21 protein-coding genes are annotated in these 22,408 nt (G+C 28.3%); 3 read left to right on the top strand and 18 right to left on the bottom strand.

Going from position 1 to position 22,408, the window contains the following annotated elements; genetic code table 11:
• Positions 1-9: 9 nt before the first annotated feature.
• The 11 genes from FOC48_RS01430 to FOC48_RS01380 all read right to left on the bottom strand — a co-directional run bounded on the left by FOC48_RS01430 (position 10) and on the right by FOC48_RS01380 (position 10,736).
• Positions 10-822 (bottom strand): Cof-type HAD-IIB family hydrolase, encoded by an 813-nt coding sequence (locus tag FOC48_RS01430; protein WP_003146695.1) that lies wholly within the window; start codon positions 820-822, stop codon positions 10-12.
• Between the two features lie 561 nt (positions 823-1,383).
• Positions 1,384-1,707 (bottom strand): hypothetical protein, encoded by a 324-nt coding sequence (locus FOC48_RS01425; RefSeq protein ID WP_003146696.1) that lies wholly within the window; start codon positions 1,705-1,707, stop codon positions 1,384-1,386.
• A 525-nt stretch (positions 1,708-2,232) separates the two neighbouring features.
• Positions 2,233-3,021, bottom strand: coding sequence for an ABC transporter permease (locus tag FOC48_RS01420; RefSeq protein ID WP_003146697.1), 789 nt, complete (start codon positions 3,019-3,021; stop codon positions 2,233-2,235).
• Between the two features lies 1 nt (position 3,022).
• Positions 3,023-3,793: an ABC transporter permease gene (locus FOC48_RS01415; RefSeq protein ID WP_003146699.1), complete on the bottom strand. Its 771-nt coding sequence runs from the start codon at positions 3,791-3,793 to the stop codon at positions 3,023-3,025.
• A 1-nt stretch (position 3,794) separates the two neighbouring features.
• Positions 3,795-4,610, bottom strand: coding sequence for an ABC transporter ATP-binding protein (locus FOC48_RS01410; RefSeq protein WP_003146701.1), 816 nt, complete (start codon positions 4,608-4,610; stop codon positions 3,795-3,797).
• Between the two features lie 320 nt (positions 4,611-4,930).
• Positions 4,931-5,422 carry a hypothetical protein gene (locus FOC48_RS01405; RefSeq protein ID WP_003146702.1) on the bottom strand — a complete coding sequence of 164 codons (492 nt, stop codon included), beginning with the start codon at positions 5,420-5,422 and terminating at the stop codon, positions 4,931-4,933.
• Between the two features lie 432 nt (positions 5,423-5,854).
• Positions 5,855-6,100, bottom strand: coding sequence for a hypothetical protein (locus FOC48_RS01400; protein ID WP_003146703.1), 246 nt, complete (start codon positions 6,098-6,100; stop codon positions 5,855-5,857).
• Between the two features lie 183 nt (positions 6,101-6,283).
• The gene (locus tag FOC48_RS01395; protein WP_003146704.1) at positions 6,284-7,054 is read right to left on the bottom strand and encodes an ABC transporter permease; all 771 of its coding nucleotides are present in this window, start codon (positions 7,052-7,054) and stop codon (positions 6,284-6,286) included.
• Positions 7,055-7,058: 4 nt separating this feature from the next.
• Positions 7,059-7,943, bottom strand: coding sequence for an ATP-binding cassette domain-containing protein (locus FOC48_RS01390; RefSeq protein ID WP_003146707.1), 885 nt, complete (start codon positions 7,941-7,943; stop codon positions 7,059-7,061).
• A 267-nt stretch (positions 7,944-8,210) separates the two neighbouring features.
• Positions 8,211-9,029, bottom strand: a complete 819-nt coding sequence (locus FOC48_RS01385) for an AAC(3) family N-acetyltransferase (protein WP_003146709.1) — start codon at positions 9,027-9,029, stop codon at positions 8,211-8,213.
• Between the two features lie 126 nt (positions 9,030-9,155).
• The gene (locus tag FOC48_RS01380) at positions 9,156-10,736 is read right to left on the bottom strand and encodes an ATP-binding cassette domain-containing protein (protein WP_003146711.1); all 1,581 of its coding nucleotides are present in this window, start codon (positions 10,734-10,736) and stop codon (positions 9,156-9,158) included.
• Between the two features lie 313 nt (positions 10,737-11,049).
• Between FOC48_RS01380 and FOC48_RS01375 the strand changes: the two genes are divergently transcribed.
• Positions 11,050-12,594 (top strand): ABC transporter ATP-binding protein, encoded by a 1,545-nt coding sequence (locus FOC48_RS01375; RefSeq protein WP_254263187.1) that lies wholly within the window; start codon positions 11,050-11,052, stop codon positions 12,592-12,594.
• A 50-nt stretch (positions 12,595-12,644) separates the two neighbouring features.
• On the opposite strand, the gene FOC48_RS01370 is transcribed toward FOC48_RS01375, so the two are convergent.
• Positions 12,645-14,216: an ATP-binding cassette domain-containing protein gene (locus tag FOC48_RS01370; protein ID WP_172497802.1), complete on the bottom strand. Its 1,572-nt coding sequence runs from the start codon at positions 14,214-14,216 to the stop codon at positions 12,645-12,647.
• Between the two features lie 682 nt (positions 14,217-14,898).
• Here FOC48_RS01370 and FOC48_RS09910 point away from each other — a divergent pair.
• A complete protein-coding gene (locus tag FOC48_RS09910) occupies positions 14,899-15,003 on the top strand; it encodes a putative holin-like toxin (protein WP_081450717.1) in 105 nt (34 codons plus the stop codon).
• A 345-nt stretch (positions 15,004-15,348) separates the two neighbouring features.
• On the opposite strand, the gene radC is transcribed toward FOC48_RS09910, so the two are convergent.
• The gene (gene radC, locus FOC48_RS01365) at positions 15,349-16,122 is read right to left on the bottom strand and encodes a RadC family protein (protein WP_003146716.1); all 774 of its coding nucleotides are present in this window, start codon (positions 16,120-16,122) and stop codon (positions 15,349-15,351) included.
• Entirely contained in the window at positions 16,116-16,835 is a 720-nt protein-coding gene (locus tag FOC48_RS01360; protein ID WP_003146717.1) for a prepilin peptidase, read from the bottom strand. Before FOC48_RS01360 ends, radC begins: the two co-directional genes overlap by 7 nt.
• A 369-nt stretch (positions 16,836-17,204) precedes the next feature.
• Here FOC48_RS01360 and FOC48_RS01355 point away from each other — a divergent pair, with 369 nt between their 5' ends.
• Positions 17,205-18,566, top strand: coding sequence for an Nramp family divalent metal transporter (locus FOC48_RS01355; RefSeq protein ID WP_003146718.1), 1,362 nt, complete (start codon positions 17,205-17,207; stop codon positions 18,564-18,566).
• Between the two features lie 129 nt (positions 18,567-18,695).
• On the opposite strand, the gene FOC48_RS01350 is transcribed toward FOC48_RS01355, so the two are convergent.
• The 4 genes from FOC48_RS01350 to thiM form a co-directional block, all read right to left on the bottom strand.
• Positions 18,696-19,553, bottom strand: coding sequence for a MetQ/NlpA family ABC transporter substrate-binding protein (locus FOC48_RS01350; protein WP_003146719.1), 858 nt, complete (start codon positions 19,551-19,553; stop codon positions 18,696-18,698).
• A gap of 488 nt (positions 19,554-20,041) precedes the next feature.
• Positions 20,042-20,806: an alpha/beta fold hydrolase gene (locus tag FOC48_RS01345; RefSeq protein ID WP_003146720.1), complete on the bottom strand. Its 765-nt coding sequence runs from the start codon at positions 20,804-20,806 to the stop codon at positions 20,042-20,044.
• 184 nt (positions 20,807-20,990) lie between these two features.
• Entirely contained in the window at positions 20,991-21,623 is a 633-nt protein-coding gene (thiE, locus tag FOC48_RS01340) for a thiamine phosphate synthase (RefSeq protein WP_003146721.1), read from the bottom strand.
• A 1-nt stretch (position 21,624) separates the two neighbouring features.
• Positions 21,625-22,407 (bottom strand): hydroxyethylthiazole kinase, encoded by a 783-nt coding sequence (gene thiM, locus FOC48_RS01335; RefSeq protein WP_003146722.1) that lies wholly within the window; start codon positions 22,405-22,407, stop codon positions 21,625-21,627.
• Between the last annotated feature and the right edge of the window lies 1 nt (position 22,408).

The raw sequence follows: 22,408 nt of genomic DNA, 5'->3' as shown, positions 1-22,408 counted from the left end.
TCTTTCTATCTACACATCTTTACCAAGAACAAATTTTTCAATAGCATAAGCGAAACCATCTTCATCATTCGACTTAGAAATAAAATTCGCCGCTTCTTTTAAAGTAGTATTAGCATTATCAACCGCAACTCCCATACCAGCGAACTCAATCATGCTTAAATCATTAAGCCCATCACCTAATGCCATTACATTCTCATTTGTTAAACCAAGTTTTTTACATAATGAATCTAAAGATACTCCTTTAGAAATACCTTTATCATTAATCTCGATAAAGAACGGTTTAGACATAGCTACTTCATAGTCATCACCTAATTCAAGTGCAAGTTTATCTTTCACCTCAACAGCTTCATCAGGATGTTTAAGAATTATTACCTTAGCAGCACCTTCTTTAATATCATCTTTCATGTTCTCACTAATTACTAATTCTGCACTTACTAAACCAGACTCAATTCGTGCGTATTCATTGTCACGATTCGTAAGAACTTTCCCACCTTGGTAAGTAAGAATATCACAATCATTCTCCAAAGCAACATCTATTAAGAACTTAATTCTCTCAGGCGATAAGAACTTCTCATAAATCACTTCATTTGTTTTAAGATTAGCGATTCTAGCTCCATTAAATGAAAGTAAGTAGTTATCATAACTATCAAGTTGTAAATCCTCTACTATACTCATCATTCCAAAATCAGGTCTACCTGACGCTAAAATAACTTTAATATCTTGTTTCTTACACTCTTCAATTACTTCTCTATTTTTTTTAGAAATCTCACGATCACTATTTAATAGCGTATCATCAATATCTGTAACAACTAATTTTATCATACAAAAGCTCCTTTTTTTATCACTATGCGTTGTACGTTTGTGTTTTATGAAGCGAAGCAGTCGTAAAACACTTAGGTACAATGTATGCAACAACAACTGGAATTAGCAAATCACTTAGTGATGAAGCTAATTGCTAGTTGTCACTGCTAGGGTGTAAAACCCTCTTAGGGGGTGCAACGGAACAATTCGATTGGATGATAAATCATCTCAATCTCATACACTCACCACTATTTGGTGAGCAAGCTAGTTCCCTTACTAACTCCGTAGTGATATCTTTCGTTTATCGCTACTTCGTGCCTCACTTTTTAACGATTTAGGCAAGCCTCATTATTTCTCATCTCTGTCAATCTTTTATATTATATCATAAAATGAATGTTTCATTCCATTCATAAAAACAGCTAAATCATATTTCTATGACCTGACCATTTTTGAAGTGGACTTCTATTTTATCTTTCGTATATATAACCATTTTTTTAACTAATATATTGAACAGTTTCTCATCAAACGCTGTGACCATGTGTTCTTGTTTCGTTAGTAATTCTATAAACAACTTAAAAATTATTATAATTTCAAAGACGAGTATAATATATACAGTACAAAAAGTCCTCCAATAAAAGAAATTACCCCCATAATTTTCGCACCTTTTTCATACTTAAGTCTTATTTCTATATCACTTTCAGATTTTTTCAATTCTTCTTCCGTCATACCAGCTAATAAATTATAACTCTTTTTATAAAATAAAAGATACGATGTATATATAAGAAAACTAGCTAAAAATACATTAGTTATTACAGCCCATTCACGTATATCACTTATAAAAAAATAAGATATAAATATAGAAATCCCTATCACTATTGCTAAATATATATATTTCTTTCTTGTCATTTCTCTCACCTTAATTTATTAAATCTAAACAATTTTTATTAAAAAATATTATTATAAAGAATAGACTTCTTTTATTCTTCACAATGAATTCTGTTATATAACTACTCACAATAACACCTTCTAATTCTTCGCCTTTATTATAACAGTTTTAAATGTTATTAACAAATAAAAACATTTAAATTCTATTTATTAATTAATAAAATATGAGTATGTTTTTCATTGATAAAATGAACAATTATCTACATATTTCATTCAACAATAATTTTCCCAATTTAATATATAAAAAAGTCCTAAATTGATATGACTTCTCCGTTTTTCATTTGTATATTTAGTTCTCTCTTTTTGTTTAATATACAGCTGTTTACCTTTTTTAAAAATTTATTCTTTAAATAATTTTCAAGACTCATATTTATTCCTTATTTTGAAAATTATACTTTATACAAAATTATAATACTAAAAGAATTTTACAATATTTATATAGTTAAAGAGATTTAGAATACCAACTCTAAATCTCCTTTATTGAAATTACAGCATATCTAACGTTCCGCCTTTTATTGCTGCACGTTCCATATTTTTTAACATTATTATTCCTAGTATTAAAAATATAGAAGCTAAAATTACCTCTCCTCTAACTAGATATAAGTTATTTATCACACTTTCACCACTTAGTAATCTTTGTGCTAATAATATAGAACGTGTTAGTGGCAACATATAACAAAACTGCTCTACTAGATGTGGAAAGCTACTAACTGGAAAGTTTGCTCCTGTAAATATTAGAAGTACTTTATCTATTGTGTTAGTAACTAAATGAATTTCAGTCGTTAACAGAATAAAACACGAGAAGAAAAAACCAAAACAAGTTGCTGTGAAAATCGCAAGTATTAAAACCAAAATAAATTCTAAAATTTTTTGAACAGTCCATACTAATCCTAATGTTACACTAAGAATACTAACCCCAAAAACTACTGAAATGAAACTTAAAAGCATCGTAGAAATCGCACTCGATAATAAAACTTCTGAAATACTAGTCTTTGTTGCAAGCATTAACGATAACGTTCCACTAGCGCGCTCTCTTGCAAGTTGTAATCCTACTCTATAAATTGCCGAAAAGGCACTTGTTACTATCGCGTTACTTATAACCCATTTTTCAATATTTTCTGCTCCATAAACATAATATCCAACCAAAGAATAACACATCATTTGCATTAATGGGATTAATAAATCAATAGTAAAGAATGTACGCCAATCACTAAGTACAGAAGCCATTTTATATGAAAATCTAATTCTTCTAAAAAATCTAGATATATTTTCCATATTAAAACACCTCCAATGTTCCATTTACTACACAAAGTTTTTTTATTTTTTTAAATGAAAATATACTAATTATAAAATAAATAGTAGTAATAGAAACTAAAATCAATGCTACTCTTAACAATTCTTCATTACTTCCACCTTGAACAGCTAATTTATATCCTTCCATAGCCCATGTTGGACTTAATAAATATGAAAAATACTGAATAAATTTTGGAAAAATCGATATTGGAAAGACCATTCCAGTTAACATTATTATTGGATAATCAATTACATTCATAAGTACACTTATTTTTCTTGATAGAGTAAATAAACCTGCCATCATAAAACCGACAGCTATCATAGAAATTATCATTAACAGTGTAATTAAAATAAAATATAGAAAATTAGAAAATACTATATTTATATTAAATAAAATTTTTACAGTTAACATATTAAGACAAAAACTAAACATTCCCCAAAATGTATTACCTAATATTTTCCCAAAAATAATATTTTCGAAACCTATCGGTGAAGTGAAGATCATCGGCATTGTTCCCATCCATTTTTCTCTATCCATGTCACTCGCTGATGAGAAACAAATACTTCCCCAAAATGTAGATATCCCAGCTCCGATAAAGGCGTAAAGCATAAAATCTTCGATACTACGATTTTGATATATCATACCTAACAAAATACCACTCAGTATAGGACCAATAAAAATACAAAATCTAAACATCGGTCGTGCTATCGATTGCTTCATCTGAACCCTTGCACTCATTAAAATAGCCCTCATATTATTTCTCCCCCAATAATTCTATATAAATATCTTCCAAAGTTATTTCTAGGTTTTGTTTATTTTTCTCCTCTTGCTCACGAATTTTTTTCGCTTTTATTTCTTCTTTTCGTTCGTAAGAAACAAGATTTTGTAATCCTACCACATCATCTAAGGCAAGCAGTTCACCTTTTTTTATTATTGCAATTCTATTGCAAAGTTCTTCTGCTTCAGGCATATAATGAGTTGTTAATAATATAGTTACACCATCTTTGGCTAATTCTTTAATAAGTTCACGAAGTTCTTTTGCTCCTATTGGGTCTAGACCTATACTAGGCTCATCTAAAAATATTATTTTCGGATTATTGAGTAATGAACGTGCAATCTGTAATCTTTGTTTCATACCTTTCGAGAAGGTTTCTACTTTTTTATCAATAAATTCACTAAGACCAACACGTTTTATTAAATTTTCAATAAGTTCATTTTGCGCTTTACGTGGAATTTTATAAAGATCAGCAAAATATGCTAGGTTATCTCTTGCGCTTAGTCGCCAGTATAGGCTACGCTCTCCACCAAAAACAAAATTTATATGCTCTCTAACCTTTTTGGCTTCATGAAAAGTATCAAAACCTAAAACTTTTACACTCCCCTCACTTGGTGCAAGCATCGTAGTTAAAATTTTTATTGTTGTTGTTTTACCTGCACCATTAGGTCCTAACAAACCAAAAATTTCTCCTTCTTTCACTGAAAATTCTATTCCTTTTATAGCTTCAAATTCACCGTTTTTCAGAGTCTTAAAACTTCTTTTTAGACCTTTTACATCTATTATATTATCCATCACTTTCTCCATTTCCTAAAATATTCCGACCTGTACTTTTCAACAACTAATTACATTCCAATCTCTTAATAGAAAGACTTCAATAACGTTTATTTGTATTCTACTTTACGTTGTTATTTCTGTAACAACTAATTTTATCATACAAAAGTTCCTTTAGTAGATTTTAATTAATCTATAATCTTATCAATTTATATGTTTCAGTTCTATACATTATATCAGATTACACTGCTCTCTCATAGTGAAAAAGGGAAAATCATATCAATCTGATATGATTTCCATATTTTGAGGTATTCCAATAAATATAGAGAAGTAATCTAAGTTTACTCCTCGTAATAAAGATGATGTAGCTCATGTCCTTTTTTTAATAGAAAACTTCCTATTATCGAACTAAAAGTTAATTCAGAAAAAGCCAAGCCAAACACTAAATAAAAATCAGTAGAACTTATACTATAATCTGAAGGATCAACTTTAATTAATAAATCTATCATTATCATATCTTCAGAAGATGTCAATAACGCACCCTTTATATCCAGAGGATTAAAAAATAATTTCTCTTTTATTAATTGAATTAATCCCAAAAGCAATGATTCCGATGTTTCCGAATTAAAAAAATCATTTATATCTTCTTGATTTAAACCATCTAAATTATCATAAACATCTAACATAAAACTATCAAAAACTTCACTAGGATTTAGTATAAGTTTTACTCTAACTAGATCACTAATGTCTAAGTCCCAATTAACGTCAAAAGCTAGTGCAACTGAACTTCCTTCACTTAAAATTTCAGTACAAAGATAATATTGTTTATTCATTTTTATTCACTCTCTTTCTCTTATATATTAACAAAATTCAAAATAAACTTTTTCTTTATTTTAACAAGTACAATTACAAAATCATCTAAATTTATAAGTTAATAACCAAATAACAAATCCATCAATTTATTTAATTTATAAACTTTAAAAACACTATTATGAATGTAACAATTACATCCCTTTCAATAATTTCAATTAACTATGTTATGATAAAAAATAGTTTTAAGAATTTTCTTAATCAAGTTATTTATTCATTTTTTATTTTCTTCAATCTAACAAGTTATCAATTCACAACACTCATATATTAAATATACTTTTATTATACACCATTTTAAATTCATTTTCGTTTAAATAAAAACTCTCTAATTTTAATTCTTCCATTGTAGAATTCTCCAAAAATCACTATACTATTTTTTGAAGGAATATATACTCTTATTTCGTAGAATTTTTCTTCTCATTGAGATAATCTATTATATATAAAATAATCTCAACTACTAAAAAAATTATAGCTATTTTAATCACTTTTGGAAAGAAAATACAAAATATAACAATTGGTATCAATCCTATTAGCAATTGTTGCTTATTCTTTTTGAAAATGGGGAGAGATTTTCTTCTAAACATAAAATATAGAAAAGCAATAGTTATAGTTGCAACGATAGATCCTATTATACTGTCCATTACCAATAACCTCCTCTTACATTAGAAGTTTCATATTTTATATATGTTTATAGTGCTGTTAAACTTTACACCTTTATTGTAATATGAAAATATAATGGTATCAATACGAAAATCTCAGTAATACATTTCATATAAATACAAATGTACACTTAGTCATCTCTAAAACAACTAAGTGTACATTTTTTATCTCTCATCACCTAATAATTCTGATCTTATTATCACGCTTATTGCTAAAACAAACATTATTAGACTTAAAAATATTGTAATATATGTATTTATATCAAGATCCATATCAAAAATTACAGTTCTCATGCTCGTTAATTGGTAAGTTAATGGATTAAGTTTTGATATATAGTATAGCACCTTAGAATTATCTAAACTATAAAAAGTCGGTGCGGCAAAAATTATCGGTAGTAATAATGTTCCTAAGATAAGGTCTCTAGTTCTATACGATACAGTTCCTAATGAGATAATAACCCCAAGAGAAAACCAAAATACTAGACTAATAATTACAATAATTAATACTTTTAGAAAAGGACCTATCTGTATTTTTATCCCTAAGAAAAACGATAAAAAGTAGATTAATAATACTTGCACTATTGTGATTCCTAACGGAAATACTAATTTTCCTAGAAAATATGAAATTGCTGATGTTCCTTTTATTCTTTTATACGCTAAGAGTCCCCATTTTTTATCTAAATTCACCCTATAAACTGACTGATTCATCTGAGAATTTAGTATTACTCCTATAATTCCAATGAAAATATATTCAATATAGCTAACATTTTCTCCTTTAAAAGCTAAACTTGAAAAAGAGTTCCCTATTCCAAATCCAAAAAATACAAAGTACAATATTGGAACCATTAGCTGAGTATATATAATCTGCTTATTATTTTCAATCGCCTTGTATTCTATATACGATGTCGCCCAAAAATTCTTCATAACATTTTTCATATAATTACTCCTCCAATTCCAATATTCTCTTCAAGGTAATTTCTTCTTTCTGCAGGCTTCCTATTGTAATATTTTCTGCCAATAGTAGTTTTAAGACATTTGAAATTTCCTCTTCTTTTTCCAAGAAAATTTTTAAATTTTTATCATCAACGATTGTAATAGTATCTTTATGTTTTTCTACCACATCTTTACTTATTTCACCACTGTAAGAAATATTGTATACTATTTCTTTATTATATTCTTTTAAGAAGGTGCTCATTTCTCCAAAGTATAAACATTCTCCGTCGTTTATATAAATTATTTTATTACAATACTTTTCTATAAGATCTAAATCATGAGAAGATATAAAAACAGCATGTTCTTTATTATTATTTTTTATGTATTCTAATATATTTTTTGATAATACTACATCCAATCCTGTAGTAGGTTCATCTAAGAATAAAATTTTTGAATCTGATATCAAACTTCTTGCTATTTGTACCCTCTGCAGTTGTCCTCCAGATAATTCTGTTAAGTCTGATTTCTCCTTACCTTTTAAACCTAGAACCTCAATAATCTCATCTACACTTTTCTTGCTAATAGTATTTTTAGAGTATAATACCCCCATATAAATATTGTCATATACATTTAAGTACCAATCTACTGATTGATTTTGCATACAGTAATCTATATCTCGAACAGACACACCCTCACCAAAAGATACCTCTCCTTCGATATTAGAAAACAATCCTAATGTAGAATTAATTATCGTAGTTTTCCCTGAACCACTTTTACCTATAAGTGCAATCATATCTCCTTTTTCCGCAGAAAAAGAAATATTTTTAATCGCATAATTACTAGAATTTTTATATTTGTATGCTAAATTTTTCACTGTTAATAAATTTACCATTTAACTCCCTCCCTTATGTTTTTGTATACTTTTACAGTTTTATTGTAATATAAACATTGTATAAAAGCAATAAAATAAAAAACGGTTTCCAAAAATTATTCCTTGTTTTTATAGTAAATATCCCCTCTGTCTATGAGTTACAATATACACTTTTTTTAATTTTAGACTTTTTGTGAATTGCCATTGTATTACTTCTTAAATAAAATAAAACAATATACACCTAGCTATTTCTAAAATCAACTAAGTGTACATTATTCAGTATTAACTTTATGAATTTATTTCTTCTTTTCTTCTATAATATTCTTTCGCAAAATCTACGCAACTTTTTAAATCTATACAAAGAACTGATGTTTTCTGTATATCTTTTATTTGATAACTTCCCTTATAATTTTTCATGAATTCTTTCTGAACTGTTAAGAAATCATCATATATATCTAATTCGATATTAGAAAATTCTAACCACTCTCCATCTACATTTGCACTTTCTTTTATTGTTTTTCTATTTAGTGAATATTCTGCAAGATGCAATGCTGTATTGGATTCAAAATCAGTTCCTAATAATAAAATTTTTGCATTTTGATCATACAATCTCCCTAATGGTGAATTATATCCTAAGCCATCATCTAATGGATGCTCTTTTATTATTTCCTGTGCTTTTTCTCCTACTGCTGAAAAAGAATATAGTGGATGAGAACTTCTAACTGAGTGTGTTAAATTCATAACAAACTCACTAAATTTCCCCATACCTCGTGTACTAGATAGATTAACATCATAAGATAAACTTTCTTGTTTAATTTTTTCTATCCACTCCTTAGGAACTTTAGGATATTCCCAATACTCTGGAGACATATTTTCTAAAGATTGTGTTGGAACAACGAGCGTTCCACTTTCTCCTAATCTTTCCATAAGTGCTTCATAAATACATCTTGCACCGCCGATTATATAACCAAAATTACTAAGAGATACGTGCGCAATCAGGATATCGCCTTCTCCTATTTCTAAATCTTTAAATAAATTTAAAAAATCACTTTTACCTATTGGCATTAAATTATTATCTAAAGCATCACTCATAAACTTATAACTCATGCTTTTCCTCCTTATCAAATGGGAGTGACTCAAAATCTTATTCTTGGAGAAATTGATTTTTTAGCCACTCTCCTATTTTCATTTTTCTATTCAATCTATATCATTTTTTACTAACTTTCACTTGTATCACAATTTTATAATATTATCAAATTTTCCTCTTAGTTCATCACTTATATCATGGCTAATCATTATTATCGTTAATTCTTTATTTCCTAACAGCATTTCTACTAAACTTTTCGCCGATTCTTTGTCTAAAGCTGATGTTCCTTCATCAATTAAAAGTATTTTTTTACCATTAAATAACGCTCTAGCTATAGCCAATCTTTGGCGTTGTCCTCCTGAAAGATTTTTTCCATGAACCTCTACTTCTGAATATAAGAAGTCTTTCTGTGTTAAGCCCACTTTTTCTAAATATTTAGCTACTTCACTATCCTCAGCTACTTCTCCCATAGTTATGTTATCTTTGACAGTGCCTGAAAATACAAAATTTTCTTGTTGAATTATAGTTAGTTTTTCTAGTATTTGCTTAGTAGATAATTTTTTCAAATCAACACTACAATACTCTACACTACCTTCATAATTTCTTAATTGCCCTGTAATTATTTTAAATAATGTTGATTTACCAACGCCACTATCTCCACTTATTAAATATTTATTCCCCTCTTTTATATCAAGATTCACATTATTTAGAATTTCTTTATCACCATAACTGAAATATAAGTTTTTAATTTTAAATAATGTTTCTCTTAAAGAATATTCAATAGGTGAGTAGGTATCCTTATTATTTAACATGAATTCATCATGCTTAGAGAAAATAGGTTTTGCGCCTTTAATAAATGCTATTCTATAACCTACTTGGCTCATACCATCAAATACAAGATTAGCAAACATTCCTACGGCTGCAACTGCACCGATTTCCAAATTATCTTTAACAACTAAATACCCTGTAACAAAAACTAATAACACTTGGAAAAAGACATTTAAGCCGAAGTTAAGCATATAATAATTACTTTCCAATTTACTTTGTTTAACAAATACATTTTTCAAAATTCTACTTATATTAGCTATTCTTTTAGAAATTATTTGTAATTTATTAAGAGAGAAATACGTATCATAGTCTAGAATCGTCTCCTCTAACGAAGCAACATAATTCTCATTTTCTTTAGTAACTTCTGTTCCCATATTATGAAGTTTTTTATTAAAAATTTTTGGAAGATAAATTAATATTCCTGTTCCTATAATAGTAATTAAAGAAATAATCCAGTGATATTTCAATAGAGCATAAAGAGAAAATACCACACCAGAAAGGCTGTATATTATAGCAAATATATTTCTCAAACCTTTTTCTTGAATCATTTGAATATCATTGTTAAACCAAGATTGATAAACACCAGATGAATTATCTTTATACTTTTCAATATCTAATTCTATAAGGCTACTAGACAGATTATCTTTAACATCTATTCCAATATCTTGAATAAAAATCTCCTCTCTTACCTTTACCACTCTATCAATTACTATAATAACAAACCACGTAACTGATAAGAATAAGATAATTTCAAAGAAACTATGTAGATTTTTGTTAGTAAGCACAGTTATAGCATCTGCATTTAAAAAGTTACTCTTCATAAGAAATAACTGTCTTAACAATATAAGAAAACAAATTAATAAGAACCTATATTTAAATTTTAAAATATATCTTTTCATAAATACCTCCTACTTTTAATTCCACTTAAATAATAACAAACTACTAAAGGAGATTTTGAGAACTATATAAAACACCAACTTATATTTATACTTTTATTATAGTATGAAAAATAGATGATAACAATATAAACTTATAATTTTCAGAAAACTTACTCTAATTATCTTGACACGAAAAAAAAAGTCAGTATAATTAAAGTTACATAAAGCTTGTAACTTAAATACAAACAACATTTATGTAATCTATTCAAAGGAGAGCAATTTGATTAAAAATATTTTAGAAGTTATAACATTGAACAAATTAAAGTTATGCATTATGTTTATTTTGACACTAATAGTATCAATAGGGACTGTTTATGTTGTATACGCTCGTGTTGATATTGTTGATTCTGTAATATACAAAACAGGATCTCTATGGACAAAAGTTGGCTTTATTATTTGTGTTTTAATAATAGTAGAATTGCTTAGAGCGTGGTTAAAAATTATAATTGCACAATTAGTTAAACAATGGAAAATATATCTAGGTGATAGAATTAGTAAAAACATAGAAACTATGTCTCAGTCAGAATTTAATAAGGTTGACTCTGGTGAACATATGACTAAATATACTTATCAACTTGAATTATTATCTGCATATTTATTCTCACCATTAACTGGTTTACTTAGTGCTATTGTATTATTTATCTCATCAGTAGTATTTTTATGGCTTATTAATTGGAAATTTGTTGTATTCGCCCTATTATCATCAGTCGCTATGTTTTTAATAAGCGGTAAGTTTGGTAAAAAAATTAGTGTAGGATATACAAATTTATCAATTTTATCAGGGAAATTCTCTGGAGTTTTAAAGGAATATTTAACAGGCTATGAAGATTTAAAAAATATCGGTAAGATAAATTTATTCTCAAAAAATGTTAAGACTAGTCAGATCCAAAAAGAAGATCAACAGTATAGTATTTCTAAATTAATGGCATTTGGTGAATTAACTTTACAAAGTATCGAGAAATTACTTGAATTATTAATTTTTATCTTTGCGATTTATTTGGTTTTAAAAAATGAATTGACTATCGGAACAATAGCTTCGGTATCTACTATACTAGGTATATACCTTACTTCTATCAATCAATTGGTTGATCTGTATATTAAGGTAATCGGTACAAAAGAAATATTAAATAGCGTTATAACTAAAGCGACTGCTAAAGAAACACTTTATCCACACGTTGAAGAAAATATTGAATTTAAAAACTTTAATTATAGTTTCGGAGATAACCATGTTATTAGAAACTTCAACTTTAATATAAATAAAGGTGGAAAATATGCCGTAATCGGTAAAAGTGGTTCAGGAAAATCTACTATAATCAAGTTGCTACTAGGAAAATTACAATCCAACCACGATAAAGTTTTAATCGATGGAAATCCTCTTGAAATACAGGATGATATTAACTTCTCCAAAGAGATTGGATATGTGAGTCAACAAACATCTATTTTCAGCGGTTCAATTCGATATAACATCACTTTAGATGATAGTTATTCAGATGAAGAAATATGGAGCATATTGGAAAAAGTTTGTTTAGCTGATAGAGTTAGAGCTTTACCTGACAGCTTAGATCACAACCTATCTAATATGGGAGAAATCCTATCAGGAGGAGAAAAACAAAGGTTAGTTCTTGCGAGAGTTTTAATTAGAAATTATCCAATTTTAATTCTCGATGAAGCAACCTCAGCATTAGATGAAAAAACAGCAGTACAGATAGAAAACAATATCTTAGCTGACGATAAGTTAACCTTAATAATGATTTCTCACCATATACAAGAAGAAATCAAAAAACAACTAACAGAATGTGTAGAATTAAAAGTACAGTAATATCAAATATTAAATGAATTAAATAACACAAAAATGCCAAGCAATAAACATTACTTGGCATTTTCTATTTTCCCCATTACATATACCTCATCATACATTCTCAAAGTTTCTGGATAAGATCTGTGTGAAATATGAATTAAAGTCTTATCTTTCATACTTAATAGTAATTTTTCAATTAAGATGTATGTATTTTTATCCAATCCTGATAATGTTTCATCTAAAACTATAACTTGTTTTTCCTGTAATATTGCCCTAATTAATGCTAACCTTTGTTTTTGTCCACCAGATAAATTTGATTTTCTCTTATCGTACGTAGTATTAACCAAATTGGAAACTTCTTTAATTTTGTCATCTAATCTAGTTTCTTTTATTAAAGTCATTATTTTATCCGCTTCTATGTTTTTATAAAAAGTAAGATTATCGATAATCGTACCTACAAATATAAAGCTATCTTGAGGTACATAAGTTATTATTTTTTGAATTGTGTTGTATTCATAACTGTTAATATTTTTTCCATTTAAAAATATGTTACATCCTTCAAGGTTTTTTGTTAATAGTAATGCTAACGTCGATTTTCCACTACCACTATCTCCTTGAATTAAATACTTTTTACCTTTTTCAAAAATAGCCGAAAAATCACTAAAAATTTCTCTATTATTAAATTTATAGCTTTCATTTCGAATTTCTATGTTTTCAAAATCGATAATTTTATGACTATCTATATATTCAAACTTCTCTTTAGAATCTAATTCCCTTTTTATATCTTTTACGGATGTTATATTAGCTATAGAAGCTGTTATCAAATTGACAGGCATTACTAACTCTGCAGAAATAGTAAAAATAGATACTATATCCCCTACACTAGTATTTCCTAACAGAGCTTGACGACCTCCTATATATAAAATAGCAATAATAGTAGCATAGAATACTAATCCTGTTAAGACATTTACAAGTGATGCTAAAACATTCTTCCTATTAACAAGTTTATTTATTTTTTTATATTCATTAAGTAATTTTTCATAAAATATATTAGCAGAATCGCTATTTTTAATAACTAATAACCCTTCTAAAAAATCTTCAAGTTTATCGTTATAACTAGCCTTTTGTATAGAAATACTGTTTTGAACATTTTTCAAATATGATTTGAATAGGTTAGGAATTACAATCGGAAATAATGACAATCCTATAACCCAAAACGCTGTTGTTACATCCAATTTGAACAACGCTATTGTAGCAAAAATAAAATAAACTATCCCCTGATACAGAGAAAAAATCGTATTATAATATTGATCTTTTACCATTCCAATATCATTATTTACAGTAGATAATAAATTTTTACTCTTTGTATCTAGTTTATTCTTAAGTAAACTACCCACAAGGGTTCTATGAATATTAAACCCAACTTTATTCAGATAAATAGTATCTAAAATCTGACGTAAATATTCACATATAAGCATTAGTATTATAATTACAGATAAATATATAATTTGATTGTAGAATAATTGCTCATTTTTAGTAGTAAGGGCATCGACAACATATTTAATTTGATATGAAAAATAAATATTAATCCCCGAGACTACTGTAATAAGAAATAAAACTACCGCAAATAAAAATTTTCTCATATTTCCCACTCCTAATTTGAGTCCTTCTATTTAAAAGTCCAGTTTTTATTTTATAAATAGCCTTTTAAAATCTAAATACAATAAAAAGAAATCAATTGCTCATAGAAGCTAATCAATTTCTTTCTTAATATTTGATATTCTAAAATAATTCAATCTATAGATTAACTTTCCACTCAACATAAAACCCAATTAACGTTTGTTAAATTATAGAAATTATATCAAATAAAAAATTGCTAGTCAATGTTATTTCTGAAAATTCAAGGTTGTTTTTAGAATTTATTAATTCTTAAATTAAATTCCAATTCAAATATAAAACTAAAAATTAACTTGAAACTAATCTTTTAACTGGAACTAAAAAATACATGTCTTCTCTTTTCTATACCTATATACATTTACAAAATTATTTCCTCATCAAAACCACTTTTTTGATATAATAACTTCAGTAAAACTATAGTAAATGAATTTTTTTAACATTCACTGTAACACTATATTTATCCTTTAAATTTATTATATTACGTATATTTATAAATTATTGATAATGACCATTTAATTTGATATAATCAAAATTGGAGAGAGAAGTTAGGGAGTGTAACACTTCCGATAAAGATGGTGGCTACTTCAATATGAAAGGGGATGGTGCTATGCTCGCATACACTAAAATCTTGACGAAAGGAGTAGCAAGTTGTCAGCTTACGAAATTGTACAGACGATTATTGGAATAAATCTATTGATTGTTTCAGTAGTTAGTGCATGTATTGTAGCATTAAAAAAAGACAATAAAAAATAACCATCTTTATGCTTTGGCAGGCTAGATGGTTATAAAATACCTAAACTAGAGCCACCGTCTTTAAAACGGCTCTCTCTTTTATGACTATATTTTAACATAGATGAAGTAGAAAAGCAAAAATTTTGAAATATTGATCTTTCTATAATTTTTCAAATTGTTTGCATATCAAATACCCTTATTCTAGAATTTTTCACCCATTAAAAATATTCCATACAAAAAAGCTAGGAAAAATTCCTAGCTTAACGTTCACATTTGAAATATAGGTAGTGAATCACCTTCCTTTATACTACTATATTTCTACTAGAAAATCAATTTTTTATATTTCGTTTTAGACCTTTTACTTATTTAATACTCTCCTACAACCTTATATTTTCTCAGTATATATTTTAATTGTTCACCTGTAACATCTTCATATTTATAATCTATATTTTCAACTGCTAGATAATTCAATACTTTTCTAATACTAACATATCCTTTTTTAGCCACTACAATATGATCTAGCATTTCTATACCAACTACTTCACCAACTTCCATTAGATTTATCGTCGTTTTAATATCTTCTATAGAAGGTGTTGCATCTCCACTTGGGTGATTATGCACACAGACAATGCTTGAAGCACTATTTTTTATCGCTAGTTTAAATACTTCCCTTGGATGCACCACCGACATAGATAAACTACCTTTGAATACTTCTCTTTTTTCGATTATTTTACCTTTCGTATCAATATCTAATACTATGAAGACTTCTTGTGTTAAATTCTCTAAAGATGATTTTAGATAATTGGCTATTGACTGCGGGCTATCACACTTCACATCTAGGACATTCGTTGCATATATTCTTCTTGCAAACTCTATATTCGCCAGAATGTGTATCGCCTTTTCCTGACCTATCCCCTTATGTTTCATAAGTTCTGTTAAAGTTGTATCTCTTAACTTTGTAATGCCACCCATATCTTTCAGAATCATGTCGGAAAGCTCAATTACATTTTGATTTTTTGTCCCTGTTCTTAGTAATATTGCTAGAATCTCTTTATCGCTGAGAGCTAGAGCACCTAATTTTTTGAATTTCTCCCTCGGACGATCTTCCTCATTAAACTCTTTAATAGTATATGCTACCATAATAATCCCTCCCTTATTAATATTATTGTTAAATAACTAAGCGCTATGAATGGTACTAGTGGTAGTTTCGTTTTTCTTTTAACTTTTTTCAAAATAATTAACCAAATGGCGAAGAATCCTGCATATAAAAATGTGAAAATTAACAAATACACTCCTTCAAATAAGTTTAAATTTAAAGCTAATACACAAAAAACTTTTATATCGCCATAACCTAAACCACCTCTTGTAAAAATATATAGTATATGAAAGATAATAATAAGATAAATAAAATCTAAAAAATTGAATAAATAATAGTGTATATATATAGAAGAAAAATTTAATATAATTAGAAGATAAAACAACTCATCATTAACTTCAAATGATTTTATATCTTCTATTCCTAAAAAAATGAGAATAATAAATATACTAACTTCAAGATAACTAATAAAAACAAAATGATTTTGGAAAATAATAAATAATACTATAGTAATAAAAGTAAAAATTTCGTATAAAAATACATCTAATGGAATTTTTTGATTACAGTAACTACATCGTCCTTTTTTATATAAATAGCTAAAAATGGGAATTAAGTCCATACCCCTTAATTCTTTCTGACAACTAGAACAACAACTTCGTCTAAATAGGAACTCTCTCTTATTCTCACTATCTACTAAACACTTAATGGCACTAGCAAAAATTAGACTTAATATGATAATAAAAATATAACTTTCCATAAGTATCTCCCCCTACTGTATAACCCTTCAATTATATTCTATCACAATTATATATACAGAACTACATTTATCATTGTTGTATATATAATCACCTAATAATATTTTCTCATTTTTCCTATACAAAGAATTAACTTATATTACAATAGGATTTTATTTCTATTCAAATTATTTTCAATATATTTTAAACTTTTTTCATCTTATACTAATAATAAACTAATATCATGATGATATCTATTTTCAAAAGAATTTACATTTTTTCATTTTTGTAGTATAATATTGTTTATAGTTTTCCGAAGGCAAGATTTCTGCCTTAAGGAAAGTAGTTTTATATTCTTATTCTACACTATTATTTTTAGAGAAGGTGATTAAATGATTTTTAAAAAATTTTTGAGAAAAAGTCAAGAAGAGTTAGAAGCTGCGAATCAGCTTTCTCTTCAAGAAATTAACAATACAGTTGATGTTCCAAAAGAAGGAAGCTTTTTAAAGAAAGTCCTGGCTTATAGTGGACCGGGAGCATTAGTAGCAGTCGGTTATATGGATCCTGGTAACTGGATTACCTCTATCGCTGGTGGTGCTCAATATGCGTATAGCTTACTATTCGTTATACTTATATCGAATCTTATCGCGATGTTGCTTCAATCAATGTCTGTAAGATTAGGTATTGTAACTGGTATGGACCTAGCTCAAGCAACTAGAAAACATACTGGTAAGAAACTAGGTGTTGTCCTTTGGATTATTACCGAACTAGCTATTATGGCTACTGATATTGCAGAAATTATCGGAAGTGCCGTAGCTTTAAAATTGTTATTCGGTATTCCATTACTATTAGGAGTTATAATAACTATCTTCGATGTATTTTTACTATTATTATTAGCGCATTTTGGATTTAGAAAAATTGAGGCAATTGTGGCTGCACTTATTTTTACAATTCTTATAATATTCTTCTATGAAGTTTTATTATCTAATCCTAATACCGGAGAATTAATTAAAGGATTTATTCCAAACAAAGAAGTAATTAGTAATAAAGGTGCATTATTTATCGCCCTTGGTATCGTAGGTGCAACAGTTATGCCACATAATTTATACCTACATTCTTCTATTGTTCAAGCAAGACGATACGATAGAAAAGATAATAAAGTTAAAAGAGAAGCAATTCGATTTTCTACAATAGATTCTAATATTCAACTTACTATTGCATTCGTAGTAAACTGTCTACTATTAGTTCTTGGGGCAGCATTATTCCATGGTCATGGTGACAGCCTTGGACGTTTTACAGATTTATACAATGCTTTACAAGATAGTAATATTGTTGGATCTATTGCTTCGCCACTTCTTAGTATATTATTCGCAGTTGCTCTTTTAGCATCTGGACAAAATTCTACTATTACTGGTACATTATCAGGGCAAATAGTTATGGAAGGTTTCATTCATTTAAGGCTTCCTATGTGGCTTAGAAGAATGTTAACACGTGTAATTGCAGTATTACCTGTTGTTATCTGTTTAATAGTTTTCGGAGATAGCGAACAAGCAATAGAGAGCTTACTAATTTATACACAAGTATTCTTAAGTATTGCTCTTCCAATATCAATTATCCCACTAACACTTTATACATCAAATAAAAAACTTATGGGAGAATTTGTTATTAAACCATGGATGAAGATTCTTGCATGGATCTGTACAGTAATATTAATAATCTTAAATTTCTGGTTAATAATATCAACATTCATATAAACTAATTGGACTGATTTTTGTCAGTCCAATTTTTTATTTTCCAGTATATAAATTAAATTCACACTTTCTTTACTTTAAATAAACAAAAAAACAGCTCTTATGAGCTGCTTTTTTATTTATTTAATGAAATTATTTAACAGGTAATACTGCTCCATTCCATTTTTCTTTAATGAATTTTTGAGTATCTTCAGATTTTAAAGCTGCAACAAGTTTTTTAACAACAAGTTTGTCTTTATCACCTTCACGAACAACGACGATGTTAGCATATGGGTTATCATCTGTAGCTTTTTCTACTAAAACTGGTTCAGTTGCTGCATTTAATCCTGCGTCAACAGCAAAGTTAGCGTTGATTGAAACTAGGTCACCTTCACCATTTTGGTAGAATTTAACCATTAATGCTGGATCATTTTCGTAGCTAAATTGTAATTTTTTAGGGTTTTCAGCGATATCATCAAAAGTAGCTGTTACTGGATCTACACCATCTTTAACTTTTACTAATCCTTCAGAAGCTAGTAATTTAATTACGCGTCCCCATTCAGATTTGTTGTTACTTACTAATACTTTGGCACCTTCTTTAAGGTCTTTAACGTTTTTAACTTTTTTAGAGTATAATCCGATTGGCTCTAAGTGAATTGCACCAGCATCTTCAATTTTGTATCCATTTTCTTTAATAGCATTTTTTAAGAATGGTACGTGTTGGAAGTAGTTAATGTCGATATCTTTATCGTTTAACGTTTTGTTTGGTACGTAGTAGTCTTGGTATGTAACGATGTCTAATTTGATTCCTTCTTTTTCAAGTTGAGGAGCAACGTGCTCTAATAATACAGCGTGAGGTACGTTAGTAGCTCCAACTTTTACTGTTACAGGTTTACTAGGATCTAGTTTATCAACATCGATACCTTTTTTCTCAGTTTTTGATGCGCTAGAGCATCCAATTAATACGATTCCAAGTATAAAACTTGTTACTAAAAATAATAATTTCTTCATTATATAATTTTCTCCTTTTGATTTTTTTATTATTAATATTTAGGTTTTGTGAATTTTATGTAAAAAAAATCACCCCTACTCTCCTAAGAGAATAAGGGCGAAAACTAATTTCACGGTACCACCTTACTTTTTCGTAAAATACGAACTTTACCACTACATCGGCTATGCATCTAGAATATATCCGAGATAGTGTGCGTTTGTAACGTAACGCCTACGAAAAAAGCTTGTGTTTTAAAACTCACTTTTTTTACCATTCAAACCATTTTCCTTTATCATCTGCATTGTGTGCTTTCACCCATCCACACTCTCTGTAAAAGTTCCTATAAAGTACTTATTTGAATATTGGTAATTTTTAACTTGACTCTATGTTATCATTCAGAATTAAAAATGTCAACACTTTTTTTTGAATTTTTTTTAAAAAGTTTTTTGAAAACTCATGATTATTTACTTTTTCATTTACATAAAATACTATTTCTTTCAAAAAATCACTAGTTAAGATTGTTATTTTTTAGCCATTTCTCTATTGCTTCTACAGTTTTGTCTCTATATTTCGGAGCTTCATACATATGATCTGAACCTTGTAATATTGTTAATGTAGCGTTTTTGTATCTTTTCGCTGTTGCTTTTGCTATATTTGGATGCACCATTTTATCTTCACTTCCAGTTATTACTAATACAGGTTCAGTTACAATTTTAAAATCAATATATGCACCTTTTTGCTTATCTAAAAAAGGTAGTGCCATTTGGAAGTATGTAAATCCAGATTCTGGAACTAATTTAGAAAATTCTCTCTCCTTATCCGCTTCATCTTGATTATTCATACAATAATCATAAAATGCATGTTTATAAGGGGGCATAGATTTTTTCCAAAATCCCCAACGTAGAAAATGTTTATAGAAACAAATTACCATGCTTGGATAAAATGCGAAAATTCCTGCTGCTGGTGCAGTCCCCATTAAAATAAGCCCCTTAGTCATTGTCTTCATAGCAACTTTCTGAGCAAGGAGTCCTCCTAACGAGTGCCCCAATACAATCGGAGCTTCATCTAGCGTTTCTATTAGATCTACAATATCATCAGCAAATTCATCTAAACTAACATCTGCTACCTTTTTTTCGACTTCTTCATAAGGTAAATCATGATATCTCAATGTTGGAGTATATACATTTAAACCTAATTTTTGCAGATCATCTGCGAATTCTCCCCACACAGTCCCATCACACCATGTACCATGAATCAATACTATATTCGTCATAAAATTTTCCTCCTACCAATATTTTAGTATTCTTTTTTTCACACTAATTATATAACTTATCAATTTTTTTATCAATTGATAAGATAAAAAGAGCAGAATAAAAAACCGGTATAAATTTTCCATTCTACTCTTTGACTCATTCCTTGAAAGTTATCAAGAAATGATTTTCCTTTGGAGGCTAATTTTAGAATTGTTCGTTCATTTCACGAACTGTTTTTTCAATATTATCTGAATATGAAATTGCTGAAATAATAGATACACCATCGACATTTGTCTTCATTATATCTTTAATATGTTGTGTCTGTATTCCACCGATTGCGACTAGTGGCATTTCCGGTAATAATTTTCTCATTAATTCTAGTCCTTCATATCCTATTGCACCACCTGCATCATCTTTTGACTGAGTGACATATACAGGTCCTACACCAACATAATCTACATATTCAACTTTGGATTGTTTAAATTCTTCTTCATTTCCTATAGAAAGACCGATTATTTTATTTGGCATCAATTTTCTAATTTCATCAACACCTAGGTCGTCTTGTCCTACGTGGACTCCATCAGCATCTATTTCTAATGCCAATTCTATATCATCATTTACGATAAACGGTACATTGTATTTTTTACAAAGATTTTGAAGTTTTATTGCTAATTCCAGTTTTTCTTTACCTTCTAAAGCACCTTTACCTTTTTCACGGAATTGAAATAAAGTTATTCCACCTACTAAGGCATCTTCAACTACTGTATATAAATCTTTCCCTAAACAAGTAGTCGTTCCACAAATAAAATATAATTTTAATAGTTCTTTATTAAACATCTTATTTCACCTTTTTAAATGTTTTTATATCTTTATCAGTAACTTCATATAACGCATTAATAAATTCAACTTTAAACGTTCCTGGTAGATGTCCATTAGGACGTTTTTCTGCCATTTCCCCGGCAATATTATATGCTAACATTGCTGTTTCTAAAGATTTTAATTCTTGTCCTTTTTCTAGTCCTATAAAACTTGCTAGAACTGCTCCTAATAAACATCCTGTTCCAATAACTTTCGGCATCATTGCACTTCCGTTATGGATAGTCACTACCTTACCGTTAACAGCAATAGCATCAACTTCTCCAGTTACTACTATAGGAATATTAAACTTCTCATTTGCTGCTAAGGCAATTTCATCAATATTATCTACCCCTGCACTGTCTACTCCCTTAGATGCTACATTTATTCCAACTAAAGATGCAATTTCTCCAGCATTTCCTCTAATCGCTGCTAGTTTATAATTGTTTATTAAATCATCTGATACTTTTTTTCTATATGCTCCAGCTCCACATGCTACAGGGTCTAATACTGCAGGAACATTATACTTCTCAGCAATTTTCAATGCTTCTTGGTATAATTTCCAAGTTTCATCAGTTAATGTACCTATATTTATTAATAATCCTCCAGCATATTTTAATAAATCTTCTAGATCTTTTGGATATTCACTCATCGCTGGTGACGCTCCTAGTGCTACTAATCCATTTGCTGTGAAATTTTTTACTACATCATTAGTAATGCAGATCACTAATGGTGCTTTCTTTTTTAATAATTTTAAACTTGTCATA

The sequence above is a fragment of the Gemella haemolysans genome (assembly GCF_012273215.1).
Classification (GTDB): domain Bacteria; phylum Bacillota; class Bacilli; order Staphylococcales; family Gemellaceae; genus Gemella; species Gemella haemolysans_A.
The sequence above is the reverse complement of the archived record's forward strand: the minus strand, read 5'-3'. Positions and strand labels throughout refer to the sequence as shown.